Raw genomic sequence first — 22,128 nt, forward strand, 5'->3', positions numbered from 1 at the left:
GGACACTAGCAAGCCTCCTCTGTCTCGCACGAGTCATCGACTAGGCTCCGTGCGTCGCGCGCGCGGACGAACAGCACGGGGGTGGTCCCATGGCGCCACAGCAGAACGCCGGAGCGGGCGCGGAAGCGGAACTTCCCGAGTACGCCGGTCACTACCGTCTGGAGTCCCACCTGGGGTCCGGCGGCATGGGCGTCGTACATCTCGCGCGGAGCACGTCGGGCATGCAGCTCGCCGTGAAGGTCGTGCATGCCGAGTTTGCGAAGGATCCCGAGTTCAGGGGGCGGTTCCGGCAGGAGGTGGGGGCGGCTCGCAGGGTCAGCGGGGCCTTCACCGCGCCGGTGGTCGACGCCGATCCGGAGGCCGAACGGCCTTGGATGGCCACGCTGTTCATCCCCGGACCGACCCTCTCCGACCAGGTGAAGCGGAACGGGCCGATGGAGCCGGCGCAGTTGCGGCAGCTGATGGCCGGGCTGGCGGAGGCGCTGCGCGACATCCACCGGGTCGGGGTGGTGCACCGGGACCTGAAGCCGAGCAATGTGCTGCTCGCCGAGGACGGGCCGAAGGTCATCGACTTCGGCATCTCTCGGCCAAAGGACAGCGAACTGCGCACCGAGACCGGGAAGCTGATCGGCACGCCGCCGTTCATGGCGCCGGAGCAGTTCCGGCGGCCGCGGGAGGTCGGACCGGCCGCCGACATCTTCGCGCTCGGGTCCGTGATGGTGCATGCCGCGACGGGACGAGGGCCGTTCGACTCCGACAGTCCGTACGTCGTCGCCTACCAGGTCGTCCATGACGAGCCGGACCTGACCGGCGTACCGGAGAATCTCGCGCCGCTCATCGGGCAGTGTCTCGCCAAGGAGCCCGAGGACCGTCCCACGCCGGACGAGTTGATGCGGGAGCTGCGGTCGGTGGCGGCCTCGTACGACACCCAGGCGTTCATACCGGCGCAGCGCACGGGGGATGCGCCCAAGCCGGAGCGGGGTTCCGCGGAGCCGGAGCCGGATCCGCAGCCAGAGGCAGGGCCGGCGTCGACGAGAGGGCGCCTGCTCAAGCGGGCGGCGCTTGCGGCCGTGGCCCTGGCGCTTGTCGTCGTCGGTGGAGTCGCCGCTGCGCAGCTGATGGATGACGTCCGCCAAGAGCGTCCGAGCCGGAGCGGCAGCGATGGAGCATCCTCCGCGTCGGCGCGGTTCGGGCCCTGGGCCGTCAAGCCGGAGCCGCAGGGGAAGGGTTTGCCCAGATGCACGTACGAAAGACCCGGACTGCTGTGTACACAACCGGGGCTGATCAGCTCGCTCGACCCCACGGACGGCAGCGTGCTGTGGCGGCATGACCTGGACAAGGGCGATTCCCCCGGCGGCCCGCCGACTCTCTCCGGTGGGCTGGCGCATGTGCTGACGCACGCCGGCAGGCGTCTGGAGGCGCTCGATCCCGCGACGGGCATGGCGCGGTGGAACCTGGACGTCTCGGCGTACCGGGGATTCCGGTTCGCGGGCGGCATGCTGCTGCTCAGCGGTGCCGACGGGCGGATGACCGGCGTCGACAGCGCGTCCGGCGAGACGAAGTGGTCGCGGGGGATCCCGGGGCTGAGCGAGGCGTACGTCGTGTCGTTCCCGAAGAGCCCGTGGGTTCTCGTGTCGAGTACGTCCGCCGACGGGGACCGGACGCGGGTCATGGCGGTCGATCCGAGTAGCGGGGATGTGCGCTGGGACGTACGACTCGACGGGGATCTGACTCCCGTCGGGGTCACCGGCGGCGAGGTGTTCTTCCTTGCGGGCGGCGGTGACTACGGTGAGGCGAAGGCCGTGGTCCGCTACAGCCCGGAGTCCGGGGCGACGCGGCGCGTGGACCTGCCCGTTCCGGTCGTTCAGGCGCAGGCCGGCGTACACGGTGGGGTGGTCTATCTCCTGGGCACCGGCGGGTCACTGGTGGCGGTCGACACCCGCGCGGGCAAGCAGTTGTGGTCGCTGGAGACAACCGTGAGCCAAGGCTCGGCGCCCGTCTCCGACGGCCGGCGCGTGTACTTCACCGCCGCCGACGGGCGGTTGCTGGCCGTCGACGCCGCCGGGGGGAAGCTCCTCGGCCAGACGCCCCCGCGCCTCAACGCGAATTCCGCCGAGGCCACAGCGACGTTGCCGGCACCCGGCCTGGGCGACGGCGGGATCTACGCCACCGCCCCCGACGGCACCGTCTTCGGCGTGGACGCGCGCAGCCCGTCCGCCTGGTGACGGCTGAGGGGCCGCCTCCGAAGAGACGGCCCCTCAAGGAACCTCAGGAACCCTCGTAATACCTCACGAGCCCCTGACGGGGCTCAGCCCAGCTTGCTCACGTCCCGCACCGCGCCCTTGTCGGCGCTGGTCGCCATCGCCGCGTATGCCCGCAGTGCCGCCGACACCTTGCGGTCGCGGTTCTTCGGAGCGTACGCCCCGTTCAACGCCTGCTCGCGGCGGGCGAGTTCCGCATCGTCGACCAGCAACTCGATCGAGCGATTCGGGATGTCGATGCGGATCCGGTCACCGTCCTCGACCAGGGCGATCGTGCCGCCGGACGCGGCCTCCGGGGAGGCGTGGCCGATGGACAGACCGGACGTGCCGCCGGAGAAGCGGCCGTCGGTGATCAGGGCACAGGTCTTGCCGAGGCCGCGGCCCTTGAGGAAGGACGTCGGGTAGAGCATCTCCTGCATGCCGGGGCCGCCCTTGGGGCCCTCGTAGCGGATGACGACGACGTCGCCGTCCGTCACCTGTTTGTTGAGGATCTTCTCGACGGCCTCTTCCTGCGACTCGCAGACGACCGCCGGGCCCTCGAAGGTCCAGATCGACTCGTCCACACCCGCGGTCTTGACCACGCACCCGTCGACGGCGAGGTTGCCCTTCAGAACCGCCAGGCCGCCGTCCTGGGAGTACGCGTGCTCGGCGCTGCGGATGCAGCCGCCCTCGGCGTCCTCGTCGAGCGCCTCCCAGCGCTCGGACTGCGAGAAGGCCTCCGCCGACCGGACACAGCCCGGGGCCGCGTGCCACAGCTCGACCGCCTTCGGCGAGGGCGAGCCACCGCGCACGTCCCAGGTCTTCAGCCAGTCCGACAGGGACGGGCTGTGGACGGCGTGCACGTCCTCGTTCAGCAGGCCGGCGCGGTGCAGCTCGCCCAGCAGGGCCGGGATGCCGCCCGCGCGGTGCACGTCCTCCATGTAGTACGTGCGGTCCTTGGCGACGTTCGGCGCGACCTTCGCCAGGCAGGGGACCCGGCGGCTGACCTCGTTGATCTGCTCCAGCCCGAACGGAACGCCCGCCTCCTGGGCGGCGGCCAGCAGGTGCAGGATCGTGTTGGTCGAGCCGCCCATCGCGATGTCGAGGGCCATGGCGTTCTCGAAGGCCGCGAAGGTGGCGACGTTGCGCGGGAGGACCGTCTCGTCGTCCTGGTCGTAGTAGCGGCGGGTGATGTCCATGACCGTGCGGGCCGCGTCCTCGTACAGGGCCTTGCGGGCCGTGTGCGTGGCGAGGACCGAGCCGTTGCCGGGCAGGGACAGGCCGATGGCCTCCGTCAGGCAGTTCATCGAGTTGGCGGTGAACATGCCGGAGCAGGAACCGCAGGTCGGACAGGCGTTCTCCTCGATGCGGAGGATGTCCTCGTCCGAGATCTTGTCGTTCACGGCGTCGGAGATCGCGTCGACCAGGTCGAGCGTACGGACCGTGCCGTCGACCAGGGTGGCGCGGCCGGACTCCATGGGGCCACCGGAGACGAAGACCGTGGGGATGTTCAGCCGCAGCGCGGCGTTCAGCATGCCCGGGGTGATCTTGTCGCAGTTGGAGATGCAGATCAGGGCGTCGGCGCAGTGCGCCTCGACCATGTACTCCACGCTGTCCGCGATCAGATCACGGGACGGCAGGGAGTAGAGCATCCCGCCGTGCCCCATCGCGATGCCGTCGTCGACGGCGATGGTGTTGAACTCGCGCGGGATGCCGCCGGCCTCGGTGATCGCCTCGCTGACGATCCGGCCGACGGGCTGGAGATGCGTGTGACCGGGCACGAACTCGGTGAAGCTGTTCGCCACTGCGATGATCGGCTTCCGGCCGATGTCCGCACCGGGTACACCGGAGGCGCGCATAAGGGCGCGGGCGCCCGCCATGTTGCGGCCGTGGGTGACTGTGCGGGACCTCAGCTCGGGCATCGTCGCTCGCTCCTTCAGGGACAGCAGAGACTGCGATCAGAGACTTCTGACTGCTAACGAGCGTACGCCGGTCATCCAGTGGGCGGGACGAGGCGTCCGAAATACGGGACGCATGTCTCGCGGAACAGGCACCTGCCACGTCACCGACCGGTGAGATGCCCCTGCACGACGGGCGCCACGCGCGCGATGATCTGCTCCACGTCCACCGAGGCGATCGGCTCGATCTTGATCACGTACCGCATCATCGCGACGCCCACCAGCTGCGCGGCGGCGAGCTCGGCGCGCAGCTCGGCGTCCGGGGCGTCGATCTCGCCGGCGATGCGCCGCATCAGCTGGGCGGAGACGAGCCGCCGGAAGACGGCGGCAGCGGCCTCGGTGTTGACCGCCGACCGGACGATGGCGAGCAGCGGCTTCCGGGACACCGGATTCTCCCAGAGCCCGAAGATGAAGCGCGTCATGCGCTCACCGACATCGTCGAGAGGCCCCTGAAGCACCACGTCCCGCACCTTGAAGGCGGGCGCGAAGGCGACCTCCACGGACGCCTCGAAGACCTGCTCCTTGGTGCCGAAGTAGTGGTGCACGAGCGCCGAGTCCACGCCGGCCGCCTTCGCGATGCCGCGCACGGACGTCTTCTCGTAGCCTCGCTCGGAGAACTCCTCACGGGCGGCGCTCAGGATGCGGTCGCGGGTGTCTGCCGATTCCGTACGCGGGGGTCGGCCACGGCGTCGGGAGCCCACCCCGCCTTCGCCCGGGGTGATGCCGGTCACGGCCGGGACACCTTCATCGCCGAGGCCAGATGCAGTCGCGTGAAGGCGAGGGCCTCGGCGAGGTCGGCCTCGCGTTCGGCGCTGGACATCGCGCGGCGGGTGTTGACCTCGATGACGACGTGACCGTCGAAGCCGGTCAGGGCGAGCCGCTCCAGCACCTCGGCGCAGGGCTGGGTGCCGCGGCCCGGGACGAGGTGCTCGTCCTTCGCCGACCCTCTGCCGTCGGCGAGGTGGACGTGGCCGAGCCGGTCGCCCATGCGGTCGATCATCTGCAGGGCATCCGTCCGGGCGGTCGCCGTATGGCTGAGATCGATCGTGAAGTGCCGGTAGTCGTCCTTAGTCACGTCCCAGTCGGGGGCGTACGCGAGCATCTCGCGGTCGCGATAGCGCCAGGGGTACATGTTCTCGACGGCGAACCGCACATCCGTCTCGTTCGCCATCCGCCAGATTCCCTCGACGAAGTCGCGGGCGTACTGGCGCTGCCAGCGGAACGGGGGGTGTACGACGACGGTGCTCGCCCCGAGCTTCTCGGCGGCCGCCTGGGCGCGCTGGAGCTTGGTCCACGGGTCGGTGGACCACACGCGCTGCGTGATCAGCAGACAAGGGGCGTGGACGGCGAGGATCGGGATGCGGTGGTAGTCGCTCAGCCTCCGCAGGGCCTCCATGTCCTGGCTGACCGGGTCGGTCCACACCATGACCTCGACACCGTCGTACCCGAGGCGCGCGGCGATCTCGAAGGCCGTCGCCGTCGACTCCGGATACACGGAAGCCGTCGACAGGGCGACCTTCGCATCCGGGATGCGCACCACTGGTTCTGCCACGGGGACAGCGTACGGGGCGGTGCTGGGCGTCGGGGAACCGATGGGGGTGAGTGCTCTGGGAGGGGGTGCAATCGGCCATGGGTGCGAACTGGGGGTATGCCGGGGGGTGGAGTCGAGGAGTGTGGCGGGGTTCACGCCGTGGGGGGTTCGTTCGGGGCGGGACGGGCGGGTTCCCAGGGTGCCGCCCGGCAGCAGTTCTCGCCCCCGCCGCCCCTACCCGTCCCACCCCAGGGGCTCCGCCCCTTCGACCCCGCCAGAGGGCTCCGCCCCCTGCACCCCCCATCGGCCTGAACGGCCTCGTCCTCAAACGCCGGACGGGCTGAAAGGCCTGGACCGGCGCTGAAAAGTGACCGACGGAGCGACCGCGGTCGTGGCGTACCCCCGCGGCGCCGCACCCGCCCACGGCGGCAAGGGGACGTGCCGGGGGGTGCCCGCCCGCAGTGGCCGGCGTCAAGAAACGGCACCACCCTGCCCGACCCCGACCGCCGGTCCGAGGACGGACACCCCCCGGCACGGCCCCGACCCACCACACACCCTCAGGCGCTACACGCACCCCCACCGAAACAGCCACAGGCCGCCGCAGGCACCCCCGCCCAACCGCCGGAGGCAACCGTCACTCCACGGACAAGTGATCCAACTTCCGCAAAATCACGCCCTCCCGCAACGCCCAAGGGCAGACCTCCAGCGTCTCCACCCCGAACAGATCCATCGCCCCCTCGGCCACCAGCGCCCCCGCGAGCAACTGCGCCGCCCGCCCCTCGGACACCCCCGGCAGTTCGGCCCGCTGGGCCACCGTCATCCCCGCCAGTCGGGGAACCCACGCCTCCAAGGACTCCCGCTTCAGCTCGCGCTGGGCGTACAGGCCCTCCGCGGAGCGGGCGGCGCCGGCGAGGCGGGCCAGTTGCTTGAAGGTCTTGGACGTGGCGACCACGTGATCAGGTGCGCCGAACCGGGTGAATTCGCCGACCGTACGGGCGATCTGCGCGCGGGCATGCCGCCGCAGCGCGCGTATGTCCTCCGGCTCGGGCGGATCACCCGGCAGCCAGCCGGCCGTCAGCCGCCCCGCGCCCAGCGGCAGCGACACCGCCGCGTCCGGCTCCTCGTCGATGCCGTAGGCGATCTCCAGGGACCCGCCCCCGATGTCCAGCACCAGCAGCTTCCCGGCCGACCACCCGAACCACCGCCGCGCGGCCAGGAAGGTCAGCCGAGCCTCCTCCGCACCGGTGAGAACCTGCAGCTCAACCCCGGTCTCAGCCTTCACGCGCGCGAGCACGTCATCGGCGTTGGTGGCCTCCCGCACCGCGGACGTCGCGAACGGCAGAACCTCCTCGGCGCCCTTGTCCTCGGCGGCCTGCAGCGCCTCATGGATGACGCCGATCAGCTTGTCGATGCCCTCGGGGCCGATGGCCCCGCTGTCGTCGAGGAGTTGGGCAAGGCGCAGTTCCGCCTTGTGCGAGTGCGCGGGCAGCGGGCGCGCGCCGGGGTGCGCATCCACCACCAGGAGATGCACCGTGTTGGATCCAACGTCGAGGACACCGAGTCTCATGTACGGAACGCTACTGCCACCTGGTCGATCCTCCGTCCTCGAAGCCGCAGGTACGGACGCCGTACCCTGGACGCGTGCCAAAGACGAAAAAGGCGAAGAACGACAAGACGGCCAAATCAGCCAAGGGTTCTTCGCAGGCGAAGGCAGCCATGAAGTCGAAGAAGCCCACGAAGCCCTCCCAGGAGCAGGAACCGGACGAGAAGGGCCTGGACTTCGCACGCGCATGGGTGGAGTTCCCGGATCCGGCGGACGACGAGCAGGTCTTCCGGTGCGATCTGACATGGCTGACCTCCCGCTGGAACTGCATCTTCGGCAGCGGCTGCCAGGGCATCCAGGCAGGCCGCGCGGACGACGGCTGCTGCACGCTGGGCGCGCACTTCTCCGACGAGGACGACGAGCAGCGGGTCGCCGGACATGTGGCGAGGCTCACGCCGGAGATCTGGCAGCACCATGACGAGGGCAGGGAGCACGGCTGGATCTCCGAGGACGAGGACGGCGACCGCCAGACCCGCCCCTTCAACGGCTCGTGCATCTTCCAGAACCGCCCCGGCTTCGCGGGCGGCGCGGGCTGCTCGCTGCACATCCTCGCCCTGAAGGAGGGCCGCGAGCCGCTGGAGACCAAGCCTGACGTCTGCTGGCAGCTGCCGGTCCGGCGGACGTACGACTGGATCGACCGGCCCGACGACACCCGGGTGCTCCAGGTGTCGATCGGTGAGTACGACCGTCGCGGCTGGGGCCCGGGCGGCCACGACCTGCACTGGTGGTGCACGTCGGCGACCTCGGCGCACGGCGCGGGCGACCCGGTGTACGTGTCGTACCGGCCGGAGCTGATCGAACTGATGGGCAAGGCGGGCTACGACCGCCTGGTCGAGCTGTGCGAGGAGCGGCTGGCGTCGCAGCTGCCGTTGCTGGCGCCGCATCCGGCGGATCCCGTCGGCTGACAGCCGGGCAGGGGCCGGCGTCCTACGACCCCGAGGGGCTCGGGTCGCCGCTCCCGCTGGGCGGCGGCGTCGAGCCCTCCGGCTCGGACGGGCCGGACTCTGACGGCTCGCCCGGTGTGGGCGGCGGGTCGGAGGGCGAGGTCGGCGGGTCGCTGGGCGTCGGGTCGGTCGGAGCCGGGGTCGTCGGCGTCGGATCGGGCCCCGAGGACGAGGGTGGCGGCTCGCTGGGGGTCCCGGGGTCGGTCGGGTCGGTGGGACGGGGGTCGCTGGGCTTCGGGCCGGGGCCCTGTCCCGGGCCGGAGGGGCTCGGGGCGGTGCCGTACCCCTCGATGGAGATGAGGGCGCCGGCGGGTGAGATCGCCACCCGCGCGCTCCAGTACCCGGACGGCTCCCGCAGAGAGTCGACGTACACCTTGATCGTCAACGACTCACCGGGCGCCAGCGTTCCCGCCGACTGACTCAGATAGAGCCAGTGCGCACCGGTGCTCGCGGACCAGCGCACCGGCATACGCCCCGTCGCCCTGAGGGTGACGAGCGTGGTGTCGCCGCTGTTGCCGGCCGACACCTCCAGGCCGACGGCGCCCGCCCCGCGCGCGCCGCTGACGCTGACGACCTCCACGGAGACGTCCGGTTTGCCGCGGTCGCCGAAACTGTCACCGCGTCTGGTGCTCGCGTTGCCCGCGTTCTCGTAGCCGTCGCCCGCTGCCTCCCCGTCGAGGCTGCCGGGGCCCTGCGCCTCGCTCGCGCTGGCCGAGGTGCCGTCGACGACGCCCTCGCCGGTCGGCGTACCCCGGTAGGCGGCCCACAAGGCGATGACGGGGGCGGCGACGACGGTGGCGACGACGGTCGTCGTGACGGCACGCGCGCGGAGCCGGTCTCTGCGGGCTGCGCGATCCTTCGGGTCCATCGGAAACCCGCGCCGGTCGAAGCGCGGCACGGCCACGCCCCGCGCGCGTGGGGCGTGCGTAAGGGCCATGTGCAGGGCCGCGCGGGGCGCTTGCAGGACGGGCAGTTCGGCGGGGGTGACGGCCGCGCCGGGCCACCGGCCGGGGATCGCGCGCTCGGCGGTACGGCGGCAGCGCGGGCAGTCGTCGACGTGCCGGACGAGCTCGCGGCGCAGGGCGGTGCCGAGGACGAGCTGGTTGTCGCCGGTGAGCCGGGCGACGCCCGGACAGGCGCCGGTCTCGACGACGGCGAGGGCCGCGCGCGTGCGCTCGACCTCGCAGGCGGCGGAGGCGAGCAGCTCGCGGGCGCCGGCCAGGTCCATGCCGAGGACGGCGGCGACCTCATGGGTGGCGAGGTGGTGGCGTACGGCGAGTTCGAGGGCCTCGCGCTGCTCCGGCGTGGTGCCTGCGGCCTCCGGCCAGGCCAGCAGGGCCAGTTCGCGGCGCCGCTGCTCCTGGACCTCCTCGGCGACGGCCGGCCGTGCGGCCTGTGTCCCGGTCTGCCGATGGGCGCCGGTCCGGCCCGCCGCGTGGCTGCCCTGACGTTTCTGCTTGGCCTCGGCCAGCTTGCGCAGACACGCCCAGCGGGCCAGCGCGTACAGCCAGGGCCGTCGGTCCGCGGCGGCATCCGGCACGCGCTGCCCGCGCCGTTCGGCGAGGGCGAGGACGTCGCCGAGGGCGGCGGTCGCGGTGTCGTGGTCGCACAGCACGGACAGGCAGTAGGTGAACAGCCCGTCCAGATACGGCTCGTAGCGCGCGGGCGTCCGCTGCGCCACCGTGCGCGCCGCCGCGCGATCACGCGCCTCCCGCTGCGCCCGGTGCGCGCCGGCCGTGCGGGTCGAGGTCTCCGGACTGCTGCTCATCATTGGTGGACCGTAGGCGGCCCCGGGGGGCGCCTTCTCCCCGCTTGAGCAGTTTTACTCCGTACGGGTGAAACGATCCCTCAATAGGGGACAGGAGCTCCGGATTCCGTGGTTTGTGCATGACGAGAAGGCCCCGAGCAGGCATTGCACCGACCCGAAGCGGCTGTGCACAGCCGTACGGCGTTGTCAGTGGGCTCGGTTACGGTTCATCGCATGGCTGCCCGTACCAAGTCCACGAAGGACCGCCCGTCCTACCGCTGCACGGAGTGCGGCTGGCAGACGGCCAAGTGGCTCGGCCGCTGCCCCGAGTGCCAGGCCTGGGGGACGGTCGAGGAGTACGGCGCGCCCGCGGTCCGCACGACGACGCCGGGGCGGGTGACGACGTCCGCGCTGCCGATCGGGCAGGTCGACGGACGGCAGGCCACCGCGCGGCCCACCGGCGTGCCCGAGCTGGACCGGGTGCTCGGGGGCGGGCTGGTGCCCGGCGCCGTCGTCCTCGTCGCGGGCGAGCCCGGCGTCGGCAAGTCCACGCTGCTGCTGGACGTGGCGGCCAAGTCGGCGAGCGACGAGCACCGCACCCTGTATGTCACCGGCGAGGAGTCGGCGAGCCAGGTGCGGCTGCGTGCCGACCGCATCGGCGCCATCGACGACCACCTGTATCTCGCGGCCGAGACCGATCTGGCCGCCGTGCTGGGCCACTTGGACGCGGTGAAGCCGTCGCTGCTCATCATGGACTCGGTGCAGACCGTGGCCTCCCCGGAGATCGACGGTGCGCCCGGCGGCATGGCACAGGTCCGCGAGGTCGCCGGCGCCCTGATCCGGGCCTCCAAGGATCGCGGGATGTCCACGCTCCTTGTGGGACACGTCACCAAGGACGGCGCAATCGCCGGACCCCGCCTCCTCGAACACCTCGTGGACGTGGTGCTCAGCTTCGAGGGCGACCGGCACGCGCGCCTGCGTCTCGTACGAGGCGTCAAGAACCGCTACGGCACGACGGACGAGGTCGGCTGCTTCGAACTGCACGATGAGGGCATCACGGGCCTCGCCGACCCAAGCGGACTTTTCCTGACCCGTCGTGCCGAACCGGTCCCCGGCACCTGTCTGACGGTCACCCTGGAGGGCCGCCGCCCGCTGGTGGCCGAAGTCCAGGCGCTCACCGTCGACTCGCAGATCCCCTCGCCCCGCCGTACGACGTCCGGCCTGGAGACGTCCCGCGTCTCGATGATGCTGGCCGTCCTCGAACAGCGCGGCCGGATCAGCGCCCTCGGCAAGCGGGACATCTATTCCGCGACCGTGGGCGGCGTGAAGCTCTCGGAGCCCGCCGCCGACCTCGCCGTGGCCCTCGCCCTGGCCTCCGCCGCGAGTGACACACCTCTCCCCAAGAACCTCGTCGCGATCGGCGAGGTGGGCCTGGCGGGCGAGGTCAGACGGGTCACGGGCGTGCAGCGCAGACTCGCCGAAGCGCACCGACTGGGCTTCACACACGCCCTCGTACCGGGCGACCCGGGCAAGATCCCTGCGGGCATGAAGGTGCTGGAAGTGGCCGACATAGGGGACGCGCTGCGGGTCCTTCCACGCTCGCGTCGCAGAGAGGCCCCACGGGACGACGAGGACCGCCGGTAGACTTTGCCCAGGTCTCGCCCGTCCGTGCGAACAGAATGTGCGAAACGGGGGCGCCCCAGAACCTGCGACCGGAGGAGTGCAGTGGCAGCCAACGACCGGGCAGCAGCTCCCGGAAAGTCCGGTGGGAGCTCCGGTGCCGATGGCCTGATGCGCGCCTCACTGAGCGCCGTGGCACCCGGCACGGCCCTGCGCGACGGGCTTGAGCGGATCCTCCGCGGCAACACCGGCGGACTCATCGTGCTCGGCTCCGACAAGACCGTCGAGGTGATGTGCACGGGCGGATTCGTCCTGGATGTCGAGTTCACGGCGACGCGGCTGCGTGAGCTGTGCAAGCTCGACGGCGGCATCGTGCTGTCGTCGGATCTGTCGAAGATCCTGCGCGCCGGCGTCCAGCTGGTCCCGGACCCGACGATCCCCACCGAGGAGACGGGCACCCGGCACCGCACGGCGGACCGGGTCAGCAAGCAGGTCGGCTTCCCGGTCGTCTCGGTCTCCCAGTCCATGCGGCTGATCGCGCTCTACGTCGACGGCCACCGCCGTGTCCTGGAGGACTCGGCGGCGATCCTCTCCCGCGCCAACCAGGCCCTGGCGACCCTGGAGCGCTACAAGCTCCGCCTCGACGAGGTCGCGGGAACGTTGTCAGCGCTGGAGATCGAGGACCTGGTGACGGTCCGCGACGTCTCGGCGGTCGCCCAGCGCCTGGAGATGGTCCGGCGCATCGCGACCGAGATCGCCGAGTACGTGGTGGAGCTCGGCACCGACGGACGTCTCCTGGCCCTTCAGCTGGACGAATTGATCGCGGGCGTGGAGCCCGAGCGCGAGCTCGTGGTGCGGGACTACGTCCCCGAGCCGACGGCGAAGCGTTCCCGCACGGTCGACGAGGCGCTGTACGAGCTGGACGCGCTCACCCACGCCGAGCTTCTCGAACTTTCCACGGTGGCAAGGGCGTTGGGCTACACCGGCTCCCCGGAGGCGCTGGACTCCGCGGTCTCCCCGCGCGGCTTCCGCCTCCTGGCCAAGGTGCCGAGGCTGCCGGGCGCGATCATCGACCGCCTGGTGGAGCACTTCGGCGGCCTGCAGAAGCTGCTCGCCGCGAGCGTGGACGACCTCCAGACGGTGGACGGCGTCGGCGAGGCCCGGGCGCGCAGCGTCCGTGAGGGCCTGTCGCGGTTGGCGGAGAGCTCGATCCTGGAGCGGTACGTCTAGGGCCTGTTGCGAAAGTGGCCTCGTCGCCCGAAGGGCGGCCGCGCGGCGTCCGGTGCGTGCTCTCGGCGTGCCGCCCGAAAGCCCTCGTACTGGGCGTACTCGGGTTTTTGGGCGGTGCGGCGAGAGCGCGTGCCGGGCGTCGCGCGGCAGAGGCCGCTTTCGCAACAGGCCCTAGCCGGGCCGCTCAGCAGACTTCTGTCCGCTGACGGCCGCTAGTCGTTCTCCAGCACGAACGACGTCTGCGCCGTCCCGAACCCGGGCGTCTTGGCCTCCACCAGATACGTCCCCGCCGGGGCCGCCCCCGCGGGCGGCGTCGCGCACTGCGGAGCGCTCGCCTTGCGGTCCCACTTCACGGTGTACGTGATGCTCTCACCGGTGGGCACCCGGAACTTCAGGCTGCCGGAGACCTTGGGGCAGTCGGCTGAGGACCAGAAGTCGTCCTCGGATCCCGCCTGGGTGAGCGTCACCACGGCGGTCTTCGGGCCGAGGTCGACCTTGCAGTCGTAGCTGGAGGAGTTCGTCGCGGTCAGCAGCACGGCGGGCGTCTGGCCGGGCTCGTACGCGTTGCGCAGGCTCCGCACCGTCACCTTCACCGCGCCCGTGACACAGTCGGGCAGCGTGGAGCCCGCGGCGACCGCGTCGTCCGCGCCGACACCGTCGCCGGAGCCGCCGCCCGCGGATCCGCTGCCCGAGCCGCCGGCATCGTCCCCGGACCCGCTGTCGTCGTCCGATCCGGAGCCGTCACCCGACCCGTCGGAGTCCCCACCGCCGGGCGACTCGTCGCGCCCGCCCGGCGCCTCACTGATCGCCGGCCCCGAACTCGACGGGCCCGGTGTGATCGTCGAGGGCGCGGGATTCTTGCCGTCGGACCCGCCCGCGCCGTTCTTGCCGCCTCCGCCGCCCGAGGTGAGCACCCAGGTGGCCAGCAGGGCCAACAGGGCGACCACAGACAGCATTACGGCCCTCCGACGCCAGTAGATGGAGGAGGGAAGCGGCCCGACCGGATTGCGCAGAGATCCCACGGCGCAAACTGTACGAGAGATCGGCGCGCTAGCTTGCTCCACCCGCCGCCGAAGGCTGCAACTTTTCCGGATCATCATCCCGGAAACCGCCCGGCGAGGCCGCCCGACCCCTGTCTTCCGTCAGGCTCGACACCTGCCGATCGCAGGATGTGACGGTATCGGCCCGCCGCCTACGGTCCGTGACCATGGACTTTCAGGACGCGGAGCTCTACCGCGACATCACCGCCTTCGCCCATGACACCCCAACGTGGGTACAACACACCGCCGAGACAGGGACGGAGGCCGGACTGCTGCTGTTCGTCGTCCTGTTCGTCGCCGCATGGTGGCGAGCAAGACGCGACACCACCCGGGCCTTCGCGATCGCGGCCCTTGCACCTCTGGCCACGGCTGTGGCGTACGTCGGCAGTGAGCTCCTCAAGTCGGTTGTCACGCAGGAACGTCCGTGCCGGGCGATACCGGACGCGACCGCCTCTCTCGCCGCCTGTCCGCCGCCCGGCGACTGGTCCTTCCCCAGCAACCACGCCACCATCGCGGGCGCCGCGGCCGTCACCGTGGCCCTGACCCGGCAGGCACTCCTGTGGCTGACGGCCCCCTTGGCCCTGCTCATGGCCTTCTCCCGCGTCTTCGTCGGGGTGCACTATCCGCACGACGTCGCGGCGGGCCTCGTCCTCGGCACGGTCGCCGCCGTGGCGGCCGTACGGCTCGGCACCGGCCCGGCGGTCCGGCTGGCGGAGGCGATGCGGGCCTCGTCGGCGCCCGCCGTGCGGTGGTTCACGGGCCCGGGACCCGAGCGGGTCGCGGCGTACGGCATGCGCTGAGCCTCACGACTCCACCAGGCCCGCCTCGTATGCCACGATCGCCGCCTGCACGCGGTTGCGCACCCCCAACCGGTCCAGCACCGCGCTCACATACGCCTTCACCGTGCCCTCGACGAGATGCAGCCGGGCGGCGATCTCCGGGTTGGACAGGCCCGCGCCGACGAGTCCGAGCACCTCGCGCTCGCGCGGGCTGAGTGCGGCCACGCGTGCGCGTGCGGCGGCCTCGCGGCCGAGTCGGCCGTCGCTGCCGCCGAGCCCGTCGATGACATGGCGGGCCACCTTCGGAGACAGGAAGGCCGCACCGCCGGCCACCGCCCGGACGCCCGCGATCAGTTCGTACGGGTCCCCGGACTTCAGCAGGAAGCCGGTGGCGCCGCCGCCGAGCGCGCGAGCCACGTAAGCCTGTTCGGAGAAGGTGGTGAGCATCGCGACGGCCGTGCCGGGGACGCTGCGGACGATCTCCTCGGCCGCCGCGAGCCCGTCCAGGCGCGGCATACGGATGTCCAGCAGGGCCACGTCCGGCCGGTGCGCCCGGGCCAGCTCGACCGCCTCGCGCCCGTCGCCGGCCTCCGCGACGACCTCGGTCTCCCCGCCGCTCGTCAGGATGGCGCGCACGCCGGCCCGCACCATCGCCTCGTCGTCGGCCAGCAGTACCCGGATCACCGTACGAACTCCTCATCTGTGGAAGGGCGTTGCGACAGACCCACCCTCGGGATCACGTCCTTGGCGACGAGCCGCCCCTCGTCGTCGAAGCAGAGCCTGAAGTGGTCGACGGAGATGAGCAGTTCGCCGCTCGCGCGGTAGTAGCGGCAGTCGCTGCCCGCCGGGGGCGGCACGGGCGCACGGTCCACCGGCGCGTCCCGCACGCTGCGGTCCGGCAGGACCTGCGCGAGGTCGTCGCCCGAGGCCCCGAGCCGCAGCTCGGCGTAGGCCGCGGGCGGCAGCACCGAGTGGGTCTCCGTGTACGCGTACCAGGCGAACCCCCCGCCGACGAGGACGACACCGGCAGCGACGGCGGCCACGAGGGCGAGGACGACTCGGCGGCGGGCGTGGGTGTAGGGGGCGTACGGGGCCGGCGTCGGCCGTACGGCAGTGGCGACGCCCTGCTCGGGGACGTACGCCCACACGCGGAAGCCGTCGCCACGGGGACCCGCCTCGAAGTCACCGCCGACCGCGGTGACGGCGGCGCGCAGGGCTTGCAGGCCGGTTCCGCCGGAGGGGGAGGAGGGGCGCTGGAGGCGGGCTGCGTCGCCGAGGCCCGCCCACTGGTCACCGTGACCGTCGTACCGCCCCCTTCCCTGGCCGCCACCACGGTGACCTCGGCGCCCGGCGCGTGCCGGGCGGTGTTCGTCAGGGCCTCGCGGACCACCCGGTACAGGACCCGCTCGGCGACGCCGCCCGGCTCCAGCGCCACTGCCGTACCGCCTTCGGGCTTCCCCCACCGGACCGGCAGCCCCGACTCGGCGGCGCGGGTGACGAGTTGCTCGACGGTCTCCCCCGGCGGGCTCAGGGACACCGGCTCGTTCTCCTCCCGCAGGACGCCGATGATGCGGTGCAGCCGGTCGGTGGCGTCCGCAGCCGCCACGCGCAGGTCGGCAGCCGCGGTGCGGTGGTGGTCCGGGAGGTCGGGAGCGACCTGGAGGGCGCCCGCGCGCAGGGCGATGAGGCTCAGCTCGTGGCCCAGGGAGTCGTGCATGTCCTGGGCGATCCGGGCCCGCTCGCGCAGCCGGGCCCGCTCCTCGGCGATGCGCTGCTCGCCCTCCAGACGCGCGGCCCGGTTCCAGCCGGCCGCGGTCAGCTGACGGCTCTGCCGCCAGTACCGGCCACCGAGCCAGGGGAAGACACACCCGAACAGCAACGTGCCCGTCAGCACCACCCACTCCGGGGCCGGATCGACCCCGAACAGCGCGATCCGCGCCGTACCGAGACAGCAGACGCCCCCGAAGGCGACCAGGGCCGGCCGAACCCGTTCCGCGCGCAGACCGAGCAGCAGTGCGAAGACGCCGAGCGCGGGACCGTAGGACACGGTGAACAGGGCCGGGGCGGCGACCAGACTCAGTACGGCCGTGAGCGCGAAGGCCACCAGGGGGCGCCACCGGGCCACGGCCACCGCGGCGGCGAGCACGGCCACCCCGGCCAGCTGCTGCCACACGGCACGCGGCTCGTTCATCCCGAGCCGATCGGCCGTGAGCGCGGGCAGCACGAGGGCGGCCCACAGGAGACAGGCCCGCCACGTGCGAGGACGTTGCATCCGCCCGACGCTACAAGCGGGAGGTGGGGGGCCACTGCTGTCGATCGTCAGGTGCTGCGCATTCTCCGGGGCCGGTCCCGGCACCCCAGGCCGCCCCAGCCCCCACCCACCCGTCCACCCGTCCACCCGTCCACCCGTCCACCCGCAGCCGCAGCCGCAGCCGCAGCCGCAGCCGCAGCCGCAGCCGCAAAACGCACCGCCACCACCACCTACCCACCCGATCGCCCACAACGTGGCAGGATCGGAAAGGCCATGACTGCGCCAACGAAGCCCCCGCAGAGCCACTCCACCGACGCCGGCTGCGACGCCCCCCTCGCCACGCCGCTGCAAGCCACCGTCATCGACTGGTTCGACGAGAACGCCCGCGACCTCCCCTGGCGGCGCCCCGAAGCCGGCCCCTGGGGAGTGATGGTCAGTGAGTTCATGCTGCAGCAGACGCCCGTGAACCGCGTCCTGCCCGTCTACGAGCAGTGGCTCACCCGCTGGCCCCGCCCCGCCGACCTCGCCAAGGACGCCCCCGGCGAGGCCGTCCGCGCCTGGGGCAGGCTCGGCTACCCGCGCCGCGCGCTGCGGCTGCACGGCGCCGCCGTCGCCATAGCGGAACGGCACGGCGGGGACGTACCGACCGACCACGCCCAGCTCCTCGCGCTGCCCGGCATCGGCGAGTACACGGCCGCGGCGGTCGCCTCGTTCGCCTACGGTCAGCGGCATCCCGTCCTGGACACCAACGTCCGCCGGGTTCTCGCCCGTGCCGTGACCGGCGTGCAGTACCCGCCGAACGCCACCACCGCCGCCGAGCGCAAGCTCGCCCGCGCGCTGCTCCCCGACGACGAGGGCACCGCCGCGCGCTGGGCCGCTGCCTCCATGGAGCTCGGTGCGCTGGTGTGCACCGCGAAGAACGAGTCGTGCCACCGCTGCCCGATCACCGCGCTGTGCGCCTGGCAGCTCGCGGGCAAGCCGGAGCACGAGGGCCCGCCGCGCCGCGGTCAGACGTACGCCGGAACGGACCGTCAGGTGCGCGGCAAGCTGCTCGCCGTACTCCGCGACGCCCATGCGCCCGTCCCGCAGGCGGCACTCGACCGTGTGTGGCACGAGCCGGTGCAGCGTGCCCGCGCCCTGGACGGCCTCGTCTCGGACGGTCTGGTGGAGCCGCTGCAGGGCGGGATGTACCGGCTGCCGCTGAGCTGACGCGCCGACACATCACGGACGGGCGGCCGCGTCCCGGACGCACAGCCACCTCACAGCCGTAGAGCGTCTGCAACACAGAAGACACAGCCGCCACACGGCCGCCACACGGTGACAATGTGGACAAATCCCCCCATACCCATTCTCAACTCCCCTGCCGTTTTATCCCTTTCCTGCTTCCGTTACACAACCGACGGACAGCCGAGCGCTAGCCGCAGGCTGCTTCGGACAGCCCCGTGACAACGCCTCCGTAGCTTCATTTCCGTACCCGACAGACGGGGACGACTACGAACCACAGGCAGTGACAACCGGCGGCCAACGAGCCGACGGGTACGGGGAATCGGAGGCGGTCAACATGGCGCAGGGAGAGGTGCTCGAGTTCGAGGAGTACGTCCGCACCCGGCAGGACGCGCTGCTGCGCAGTGCCCGCCGACTGGTCCCGGACCCGGTGGACGCCCAGGATCTGCTGCAGACGGCGCTGGTGCGGACGTACCACCGCTGGGACGGCATAGCGGACAAGCGACTCGCGGACGCCTACCTGCGCCGAGTCATGATCAACACGCGGACCGAGTGGTGGCGGGCCCGGAAGCTGGAGGAGGTGCCGACCGAGCAGCTGCCGGACGCCTCGGTCGACGACTCCACCGAGCAGCACGCGGACCGCGCCCTGCTGATGGACATCATGAAGGTTCTCGCTCCGAAGCAACGCAGCGTCGTCGTGCTGCGACACTGGGAGCAGATGTCCACGGAGGAGACGGCCGCCGCCCTCGGCATGTCGGCCGGAACGGTCAAGAGCACGCTGCACCGGGCGCTCGCCCGGCTCCGCGAGGAGCTGGAGAGCCGCGATCTGGACGCACGCGCGCTGGAGCGTGAGGAGCGGGAGCGTTGCGCGGCCTAGGCACGACGACGGGCGGCACCGGACGCACGGAAACGGGTGACAGGGGCACCGACGGGGACAGCGGGGACCTCGACTCACCCCGGCCCGGGCCCGCCCCCGTCCGGGGGACCTTCCAGGCGGCGTTCACGGCGGTGGCCGTGGTCGTCGCCCTCGCCCTTTTCGCCTCCGGGTGCGCCACCGGCGGCACCGGCGCCCGCGACGAGGGGCCGGCCCACGCCGACTCGGTGGGCGACGCGGCCGCGTCGTCGACGCTCGCGCCCTCGCCCTCGGCGTCGGCCTCCGCCTCGGCGGTGCCGGACCGGACGGAGGCCGTCCGCCTGGTCAAGGCGGACCCCGCGGTCTCGGCGGAGGTCAAGCGCGAGCTGAAGCCGTGCGTCTCCGACGACTATCCCGTCGATGTGTCGTACGGCGATCTGACCGGCGGACCCGCGGACGACATCGTGGTCAACGTCCTGTCCTGCGGCGATGCGGTCGGCGTCGGCTCGTACGTCTACCGGGAGTCGGGTGGCGGGTACCGCAATGTGTTCAAGGCCGAGGAGCCGCCCGTCTACGCGGAGATCGACCGCGGCTACCTGGTGGTGACCAAGCAGGTGTATGCGAAGGACGACGCGCTGTCGAACCCGTCCAGCGAGAACGTGATCTCATACGAGTGGACTTCCGGCCGCTTCGTCCTGAAGTTCAGGACGCGCACGGACTACGGCACCCTCGGCAGTGACGAGGAGTCGGCGGCGCCCGACGGCTGAGGTCCGGTCGACGCACCCGGAGGACGAGCACCGCTGACGAGCACCCCTGAAGGCATACGGCACACGGAACACGAGGACTGAGAGCACCGGGATGGCAGACCAGACCCACGTCCTGTTCGTCGAGGACGACGACGTCATCCGCGAGGCCACCCAACTCGCCCTGGAGCGGGACGGCTTCGCGGTCACCGCCATGCCCGACGGGCTGTCGGGGCTGCAGGCGTTCCGGTCGGACCGGCCGGACATCGCGTTGCTGGACGTCATGGTCCCGGGCCTGGACGGCGTCAGCCTGTGCCGCCGTATCCGCGACGAGTCGACGGTGCCGGTGATCATGCTCTCGGCCCGCGCGGACTCGATCGACGTGGTGCTGGGCCTGGAGGCCGGCGCCGACGACTACGTGACCAAGCCGTTCGACGGTGCCGTACTGGTCGCGCGGATCCGCGCGGTGCTGCGCCGCTTCGGGCACGCGAGCGGCGCCGACCGCGTGGAGGAGGCCGAATCGGCCGCCACTGGCGGGCTGCTGGCCTTCGGTGACCTGGAGGTCGACACCGAGGGCATGGAGGTGCGCAAGGACGGCCGGCCGGTCGCCCTCACGCCGACCGAGATGCGGCTGCTGCTGGAGTTCTCGTCGGCGCCGGGCACGGTGCTGTCGCGGGACAAGCTGCTGGAGCGCGTGTGGGACTACGGCTGGGGCGGGGACACCCGTGTCGTCGACGTCCATGTGCAGCGGCTGCGGCAGAAGATCGGCCAGGACCGTATCGAGACGGTCCGTGGCTTCGGCTACAAGTTGAAGGCCTGAGCGGGGCGGGCATGCGGGGGATGTTCAGACGCCCGGCTCCGTCCGGCGTGGTGCGCGCGGCGGGCCTCACGGACGCGGCCGACGCCGCGACCGTCGGTGGCGGCGGGGCAGGCATCGGTGCGGGAACGCGCGTAAGCGGCCGCATCGGCGGTGGCCGTAAGAGCGGTGGTCGTACGCGCGGCCGCAGCGGCGCGCGCGGGCGCGGTCGCCTGAGCAGCCGTATGGCCATTCGCACGGGTCTGCGGTGGAAGCTGAGCGCGGCGATCGCGCTGGTCGGCGCGCTCGTGGCGGTCGTGCTGAGCCTGGTCGTGCACAACGCGGCCCGGGTCTCGATGCTGGACAACGCGCGCGACCTCGCCGACGAGCGGATCCAGATCGCCCAGCGCAGCTACGAGCAGTCCAAGCGGTTGAACTTCCCCAACGCGACGATCGACGACCCTGAGCTGCCCGCCGCGCTGCGGGAGAAGGTCGAGGAGGGCCGGCGGGCGACCTATGTGGCCGACACGCCGGGCGGCACGCCCGACATCTGGGCGGCCGTACCGCTCAGCAACGGCCATGTCCTGTCGCTGCACACCGGGTTCACCGACCGCAGCGAGGACATCCTCGACGACCTCGACGACGCACTGATCATCGGCTCCATCGCGGTCGTGTTCGGCGGCAGCGCGATCGGCGTGCTCGTCGGCGGGCAGTTGTCGCGCCGGCTGCGCAATGCGGCGGCCGCGGCGAACCAGGTCGCGAGCGGGGAGCGGGACGTGCGGGTGCGGGACGCCATCGGGGGTGTCGTACGGGACGAGACCGACGATCTGGCCAGCGCGGTGGACGCGATGGCGGACGCGCTGCAGCAGCGGCTGGAGGCGGAGCGCCGGGTCACGGCGGACATCGCCCACGAGCTGCGCACGCCGGTGACCGGTCTGCTGACCGCGGCCGAGCTGCTGCCGCCCAGCCGGCTCACCGAACTGGTCCTGGACCGTGCCAAAGCCATGCGCACGCTCGTGGAGGACGTCCTGGAGGTGGCCCGTCTGGACAGCGCCTCGGAGCGGGCCGAGCTGCAGGACCTCATGCTCGGCGAGTTCGTCAGCCGGCGGGTCGCGGCCAAGGATCCCGATATCGAGGTGCGGGTCGTCCACGAGTCGGAGGTCACGACGGACCCGCGGCGCCTGGAGCGGGTGCTGTTCAATCTGCTGGCGAACGCGGCGAAGCACGGCCGGCCGCCCATCGAGGTCACGGTCGAGGGGCGGGTCATCCGGGTCCGCGACCACGGCCCCGGGTTCCCCGAGGACCTGCTCGCCGACGGGCCGAGCCGCTTCCGCACGGGCAGCAGCGACCGCGCGGGCCACGGCCACGGCCTCGGCCTGACGATCGCGGCAGGTCAGGCCCGGGTCCTCGGTGCCCGCCTGACCTTCCGCAACGTACGGCCGGCGGGCGCCCCTGAGCATGTCTCGGCGGAGGGCGCGGTGGCCGTCCTCTGGCTCCCGGAGCACGCGCCGACGAACACGGGAAGCTATCCGATACTGCCGTAGGCCTGCTCTGACGCCGACGCCGACG

Annotated in this window: 18 protein-coding genes; 10 read left to right on the forward strand and 8 right to left on the reverse strand. The window is 72.0% G+C overall.

What is annotated here, in order from left to right; genetic code table 11:
* Positions 1–89 precede the first annotated feature (89 nt).
* Positions 90–2,225 carry a protein kinase domain-containing protein gene (locus OG331_RS22295; protein WP_406198912.1) on the forward strand — a complete coding sequence of 712 codons (2,136 nt, stop codon included), beginning with the start codon at positions 90–92 and terminating at the stop codon, positions 2,223–2,225.
* Positions 2,226–2,308: 83 nt separating this feature from the next.
* On the opposite strand, the gene ilvD is transcribed toward OG331_RS22295, so the two are convergent.
* The 4 genes from ilvD to OG331_RS22315 all read right to left on the reverse strand — a co-directional run bounded on the left by ilvD (position 2,309) and on the right by OG331_RS22315 (position 7,296).
* Positions 2,309–4,162 (reverse strand): dihydroxy-acid dehydratase, encoded by a 1,854-nt coding sequence (gene ilvD / locus OG331_RS22300; protein WP_406198914.1) that lies wholly within the window; start codon positions 4,160–4,162, stop codon positions 2,309–2,311.
* A 140-nt stretch (positions 4,163–4,302) separates the two neighbouring features.
* Positions 4,303–4,929, reverse strand: a complete 627-nt coding sequence (locus tag OG331_RS22305) for a TetR family transcriptional regulator (protein WP_406198917.1) — start codon at positions 4,927–4,929, stop codon at positions 4,303–4,305.
* Positions 4,926–5,750: a sugar phosphate isomerase/epimerase family protein gene (locus tag OG331_RS22310; RefSeq protein ID WP_406198919.1), complete on the reverse strand. Its 825-nt coding sequence runs from the start codon at positions 5,748–5,750 to the stop codon at positions 4,926–4,928. The genes OG331_RS22305 and OG331_RS22310 overlap by 4 nt, the downstream gene beginning before the upstream one ends.
* A gap of 613 nt (positions 5,751–6,363) precedes the next feature.
* On the reverse strand, positions 6,364–7,296 hold the full coding sequence (locus OG331_RS22315) for a Ppx/GppA family phosphatase (protein WP_406198921.1): 933 nt from the start codon (positions 7,294–7,296) through the stop codon (positions 6,364–6,366).
* A 74-nt stretch (positions 7,297–7,370) separates the two neighbouring features.
* Between OG331_RS22315 and OG331_RS22320 the strand changes: the two genes are divergently transcribed.
* Complete coding sequence (locus OG331_RS22320; RefSeq protein WP_406198923.1) at positions 7,371–8,237, forward strand: hypothetical protein; 867 nt, start codon at positions 7,371–7,373, stop codon at positions 8,235–8,237.
* 22 nt (positions 8,238–8,259) lie between these two features.
* Here the strand turns inward: OG331_RS22320 and OG331_RS22325 are convergent, their stop codons facing one another.
* A complete protein-coding gene (locus OG331_RS22325) occupies positions 8,260–10,047 on the reverse strand; it encodes a BACON domain-containing protein (protein WP_406198925.1) in 1,788 nt (595 codons plus the stop codon).
* Between the two features lie 210 nt (positions 10,048–10,257).
* Here OG331_RS22325 and radA point away from each other — a divergent pair, with 210 nt between their 5' ends.
* Together radA and disA are read left to right on the forward strand one after the other, a co-directional pair.
* A complete protein-coding gene (radA, locus tag OG331_RS22330; RefSeq protein WP_406198927.1) occupies positions 10,258–11,667 on the forward strand; it encodes a DNA repair protein RadA in 1,410 nt (469 codons plus the stop codon).
* A gap of 81 nt (positions 11,668–11,748) precedes the next feature.
* The gene (gene disA / locus OG331_RS22335) at positions 11,749–12,873 is read left to right on the forward strand and encodes a DNA integrity scanning diadenylate cyclase DisA (protein ID WP_328425026.1); all 1,125 of its coding nucleotides are present in this window, start codon (positions 11,749–11,751) and stop codon (positions 12,871–12,873) included.
* A gap of 212 nt (positions 12,874–13,085) precedes the next feature.
* On the opposite strand, the gene OG331_RS22340 is transcribed toward disA, so the two are convergent.
* The gene (locus OG331_RS22340) at positions 13,086–13,895 is read right to left on the reverse strand and encodes a hypothetical protein (RefSeq protein WP_406198929.1); all 810 of its coding nucleotides are present in this window, start codon (positions 13,893–13,895) and stop codon (positions 13,086–13,088) included.
* A 185-nt stretch (positions 13,896–14,080) separates the two neighbouring features.
* On the opposite strand from OG331_RS22340, the gene OG331_RS22345 reads away from it, so the two are divergent.
* On the forward strand, positions 14,081–14,713 hold the full coding sequence (locus OG331_RS22345) for a phosphatase PAP2 family protein (RefSeq protein ID WP_406198931.1): 633 nt from the start codon (positions 14,081–14,083) through the stop codon (positions 14,711–14,713).
* 3 nt (positions 14,714–14,716) lie between these two features.
* Here the strand turns inward: OG331_RS22345 and OG331_RS22350 are convergent, their stop codons facing one another.
* Positions 14,717–15,376, reverse strand: coding sequence for a response regulator (locus tag OG331_RS22350; protein ID WP_406198933.1), 660 nt, complete (start codon positions 15,374–15,376; stop codon positions 14,717–14,719).
* A gap of 52 nt (positions 15,377–15,428) precedes the next feature.
* On the reverse strand, positions 15,429–16,964 hold the full coding sequence (locus OG331_RS22355; RefSeq protein WP_406198935.1) for a sensor histidine kinase: 1,536 nt from the start codon (positions 16,962–16,964) through the stop codon (positions 15,429–15,431).
* Between the two features lie 252 nt (positions 16,965–17,216).
* On the opposite strand from OG331_RS22355, the gene OG331_RS22360 reads away from it, so the two are divergent.
* The 5 genes from OG331_RS22360 to cseC all read left to right on the forward strand — a co-directional run bounded on the left by OG331_RS22360 (position 17,217) and on the right by cseC (position 22,103).
* On the forward strand, positions 17,217–18,152 hold the full coding sequence (locus OG331_RS22360; RefSeq protein ID WP_406198938.1) for an A/G-specific adenine glycosylase: 936 nt from the start codon (positions 17,217–17,219) through the stop codon (positions 18,150–18,152).
* A gap of 352 nt (positions 18,153–18,504) precedes the next feature.
* Positions 18,505–19,044: a SigE family RNA polymerase sigma factor gene (locus tag OG331_RS22365; protein WP_003999062.1), complete on the forward strand. Its 540-nt coding sequence runs from the start codon at positions 18,505–18,507 to the stop codon at positions 19,042–19,044.
* Positions 19,032–19,787, forward strand: a complete 756-nt coding sequence (locus tag OG331_RS22370; RefSeq protein WP_406198940.1) for a hypothetical protein — start codon at positions 19,032–19,034, stop codon at positions 19,785–19,787. The genes OG331_RS22365 and OG331_RS22370 overlap by 13 nt, the downstream gene beginning before the upstream one ends.
* A gap of 91 nt (positions 19,788–19,878) precedes the next feature.
* On the forward strand, positions 19,879–20,583 hold the full coding sequence (cseB, locus tag OG331_RS22375) for a two-component system response regulator CseB (RefSeq protein WP_406198943.1): 705 nt from the start codon (positions 19,879–19,881) through the stop codon (positions 20,581–20,583).
* Between the two features lie 11 nt (positions 20,584–20,594).
* Positions 20,595–22,103: a two-component system sensor histidine kinase CseC gene (cseC, locus tag OG331_RS22380; protein WP_406198946.1), complete on the forward strand. Its 1,509-nt coding sequence runs from the start codon at positions 20,595–20,597 to the stop codon at positions 22,101–22,103.
* Positions 22,104–22,128: the final 25 nt, after the last annotated feature.

The organism is Streptomyces sp. NBC_01017 (genome assembly GCF_045162795.1).
Lineage (GTDB): Bacteria > Actinomycetota > Actinomycetes > Streptomycetales > Streptomycetaceae > Streptomyces > Streptomyces machairae.

Coding starts and splice junctions, on each gene's coding strand:
- OG331_RS22295 (WP_406198912.1), top strand. CDS start 90: ATGGCGCCACAGCAGAACGCCGGAGCGGGCGCGGAAGCGGAACTTCCC.
- ilvD (WP_406198914.1), bottom strand. CDS start 4,162: ATGCCCGAGCTGAGGTCCCGCACAGTCACCCACGGCCGCAACATGGCG.
- OG331_RS22315 (WP_406198921.1), bottom strand. CDS start 7,296: ATGAGACTCGGTGTCCTCGACGTTGGATCCAACACGGTGCATCTCCTG.
- OG331_RS22325 (WP_406198925.1), bottom strand. CDS start 10,047: ATGATGAGCAGCAGTCCGGAGACCTCGACCCGCACGGCCGGCGCGCAC.
- radA (WP_406198927.1), top strand. CDS start 10,258: ATGGCTGCCCGTACCAAGTCCACGAAGGACCGCCCGTCCTACCGCTGC.
- OG331_RS22345 (WP_406198931.1), top strand. CDS start 14,081: ATGGACTTTCAGGACGCGGAGCTCTACCGCGACATCACCGCCTTCGCC.
- OG331_RS22355 (WP_406198935.1), bottom strand. CDS start 16,964: ATGCAACGTCCTCGCACGTGGCGGGCCTGTCTCCTGTGGGCCGCCCTC.
- OG331_RS22360 (WP_406198938.1), top strand. CDS start 17,217: ATGACTGCGCCAACGAAGCCCCCGCAGAGCCACTCCACCGACGCCGGC.
- OG331_RS22365 (WP_003999062.1), top strand. CDS start 18,505: ATGGCGCAGGGAGAGGTGCTCGAGTTCGAGGAGTACGTCCGCACCCGG.
- cseB (WP_406198943.1), top strand. CDS start 19,879: ATGGCAGACCAGACCCACGTCCTGTTCGTCGAGGACGACGACGTCATC.
- cseC (WP_406198946.1), top strand. CDS start 20,595: ATGCGGGGGATGTTCAGACGCCCGGCTCCGTCCGGCGTGGTGCGCGCG.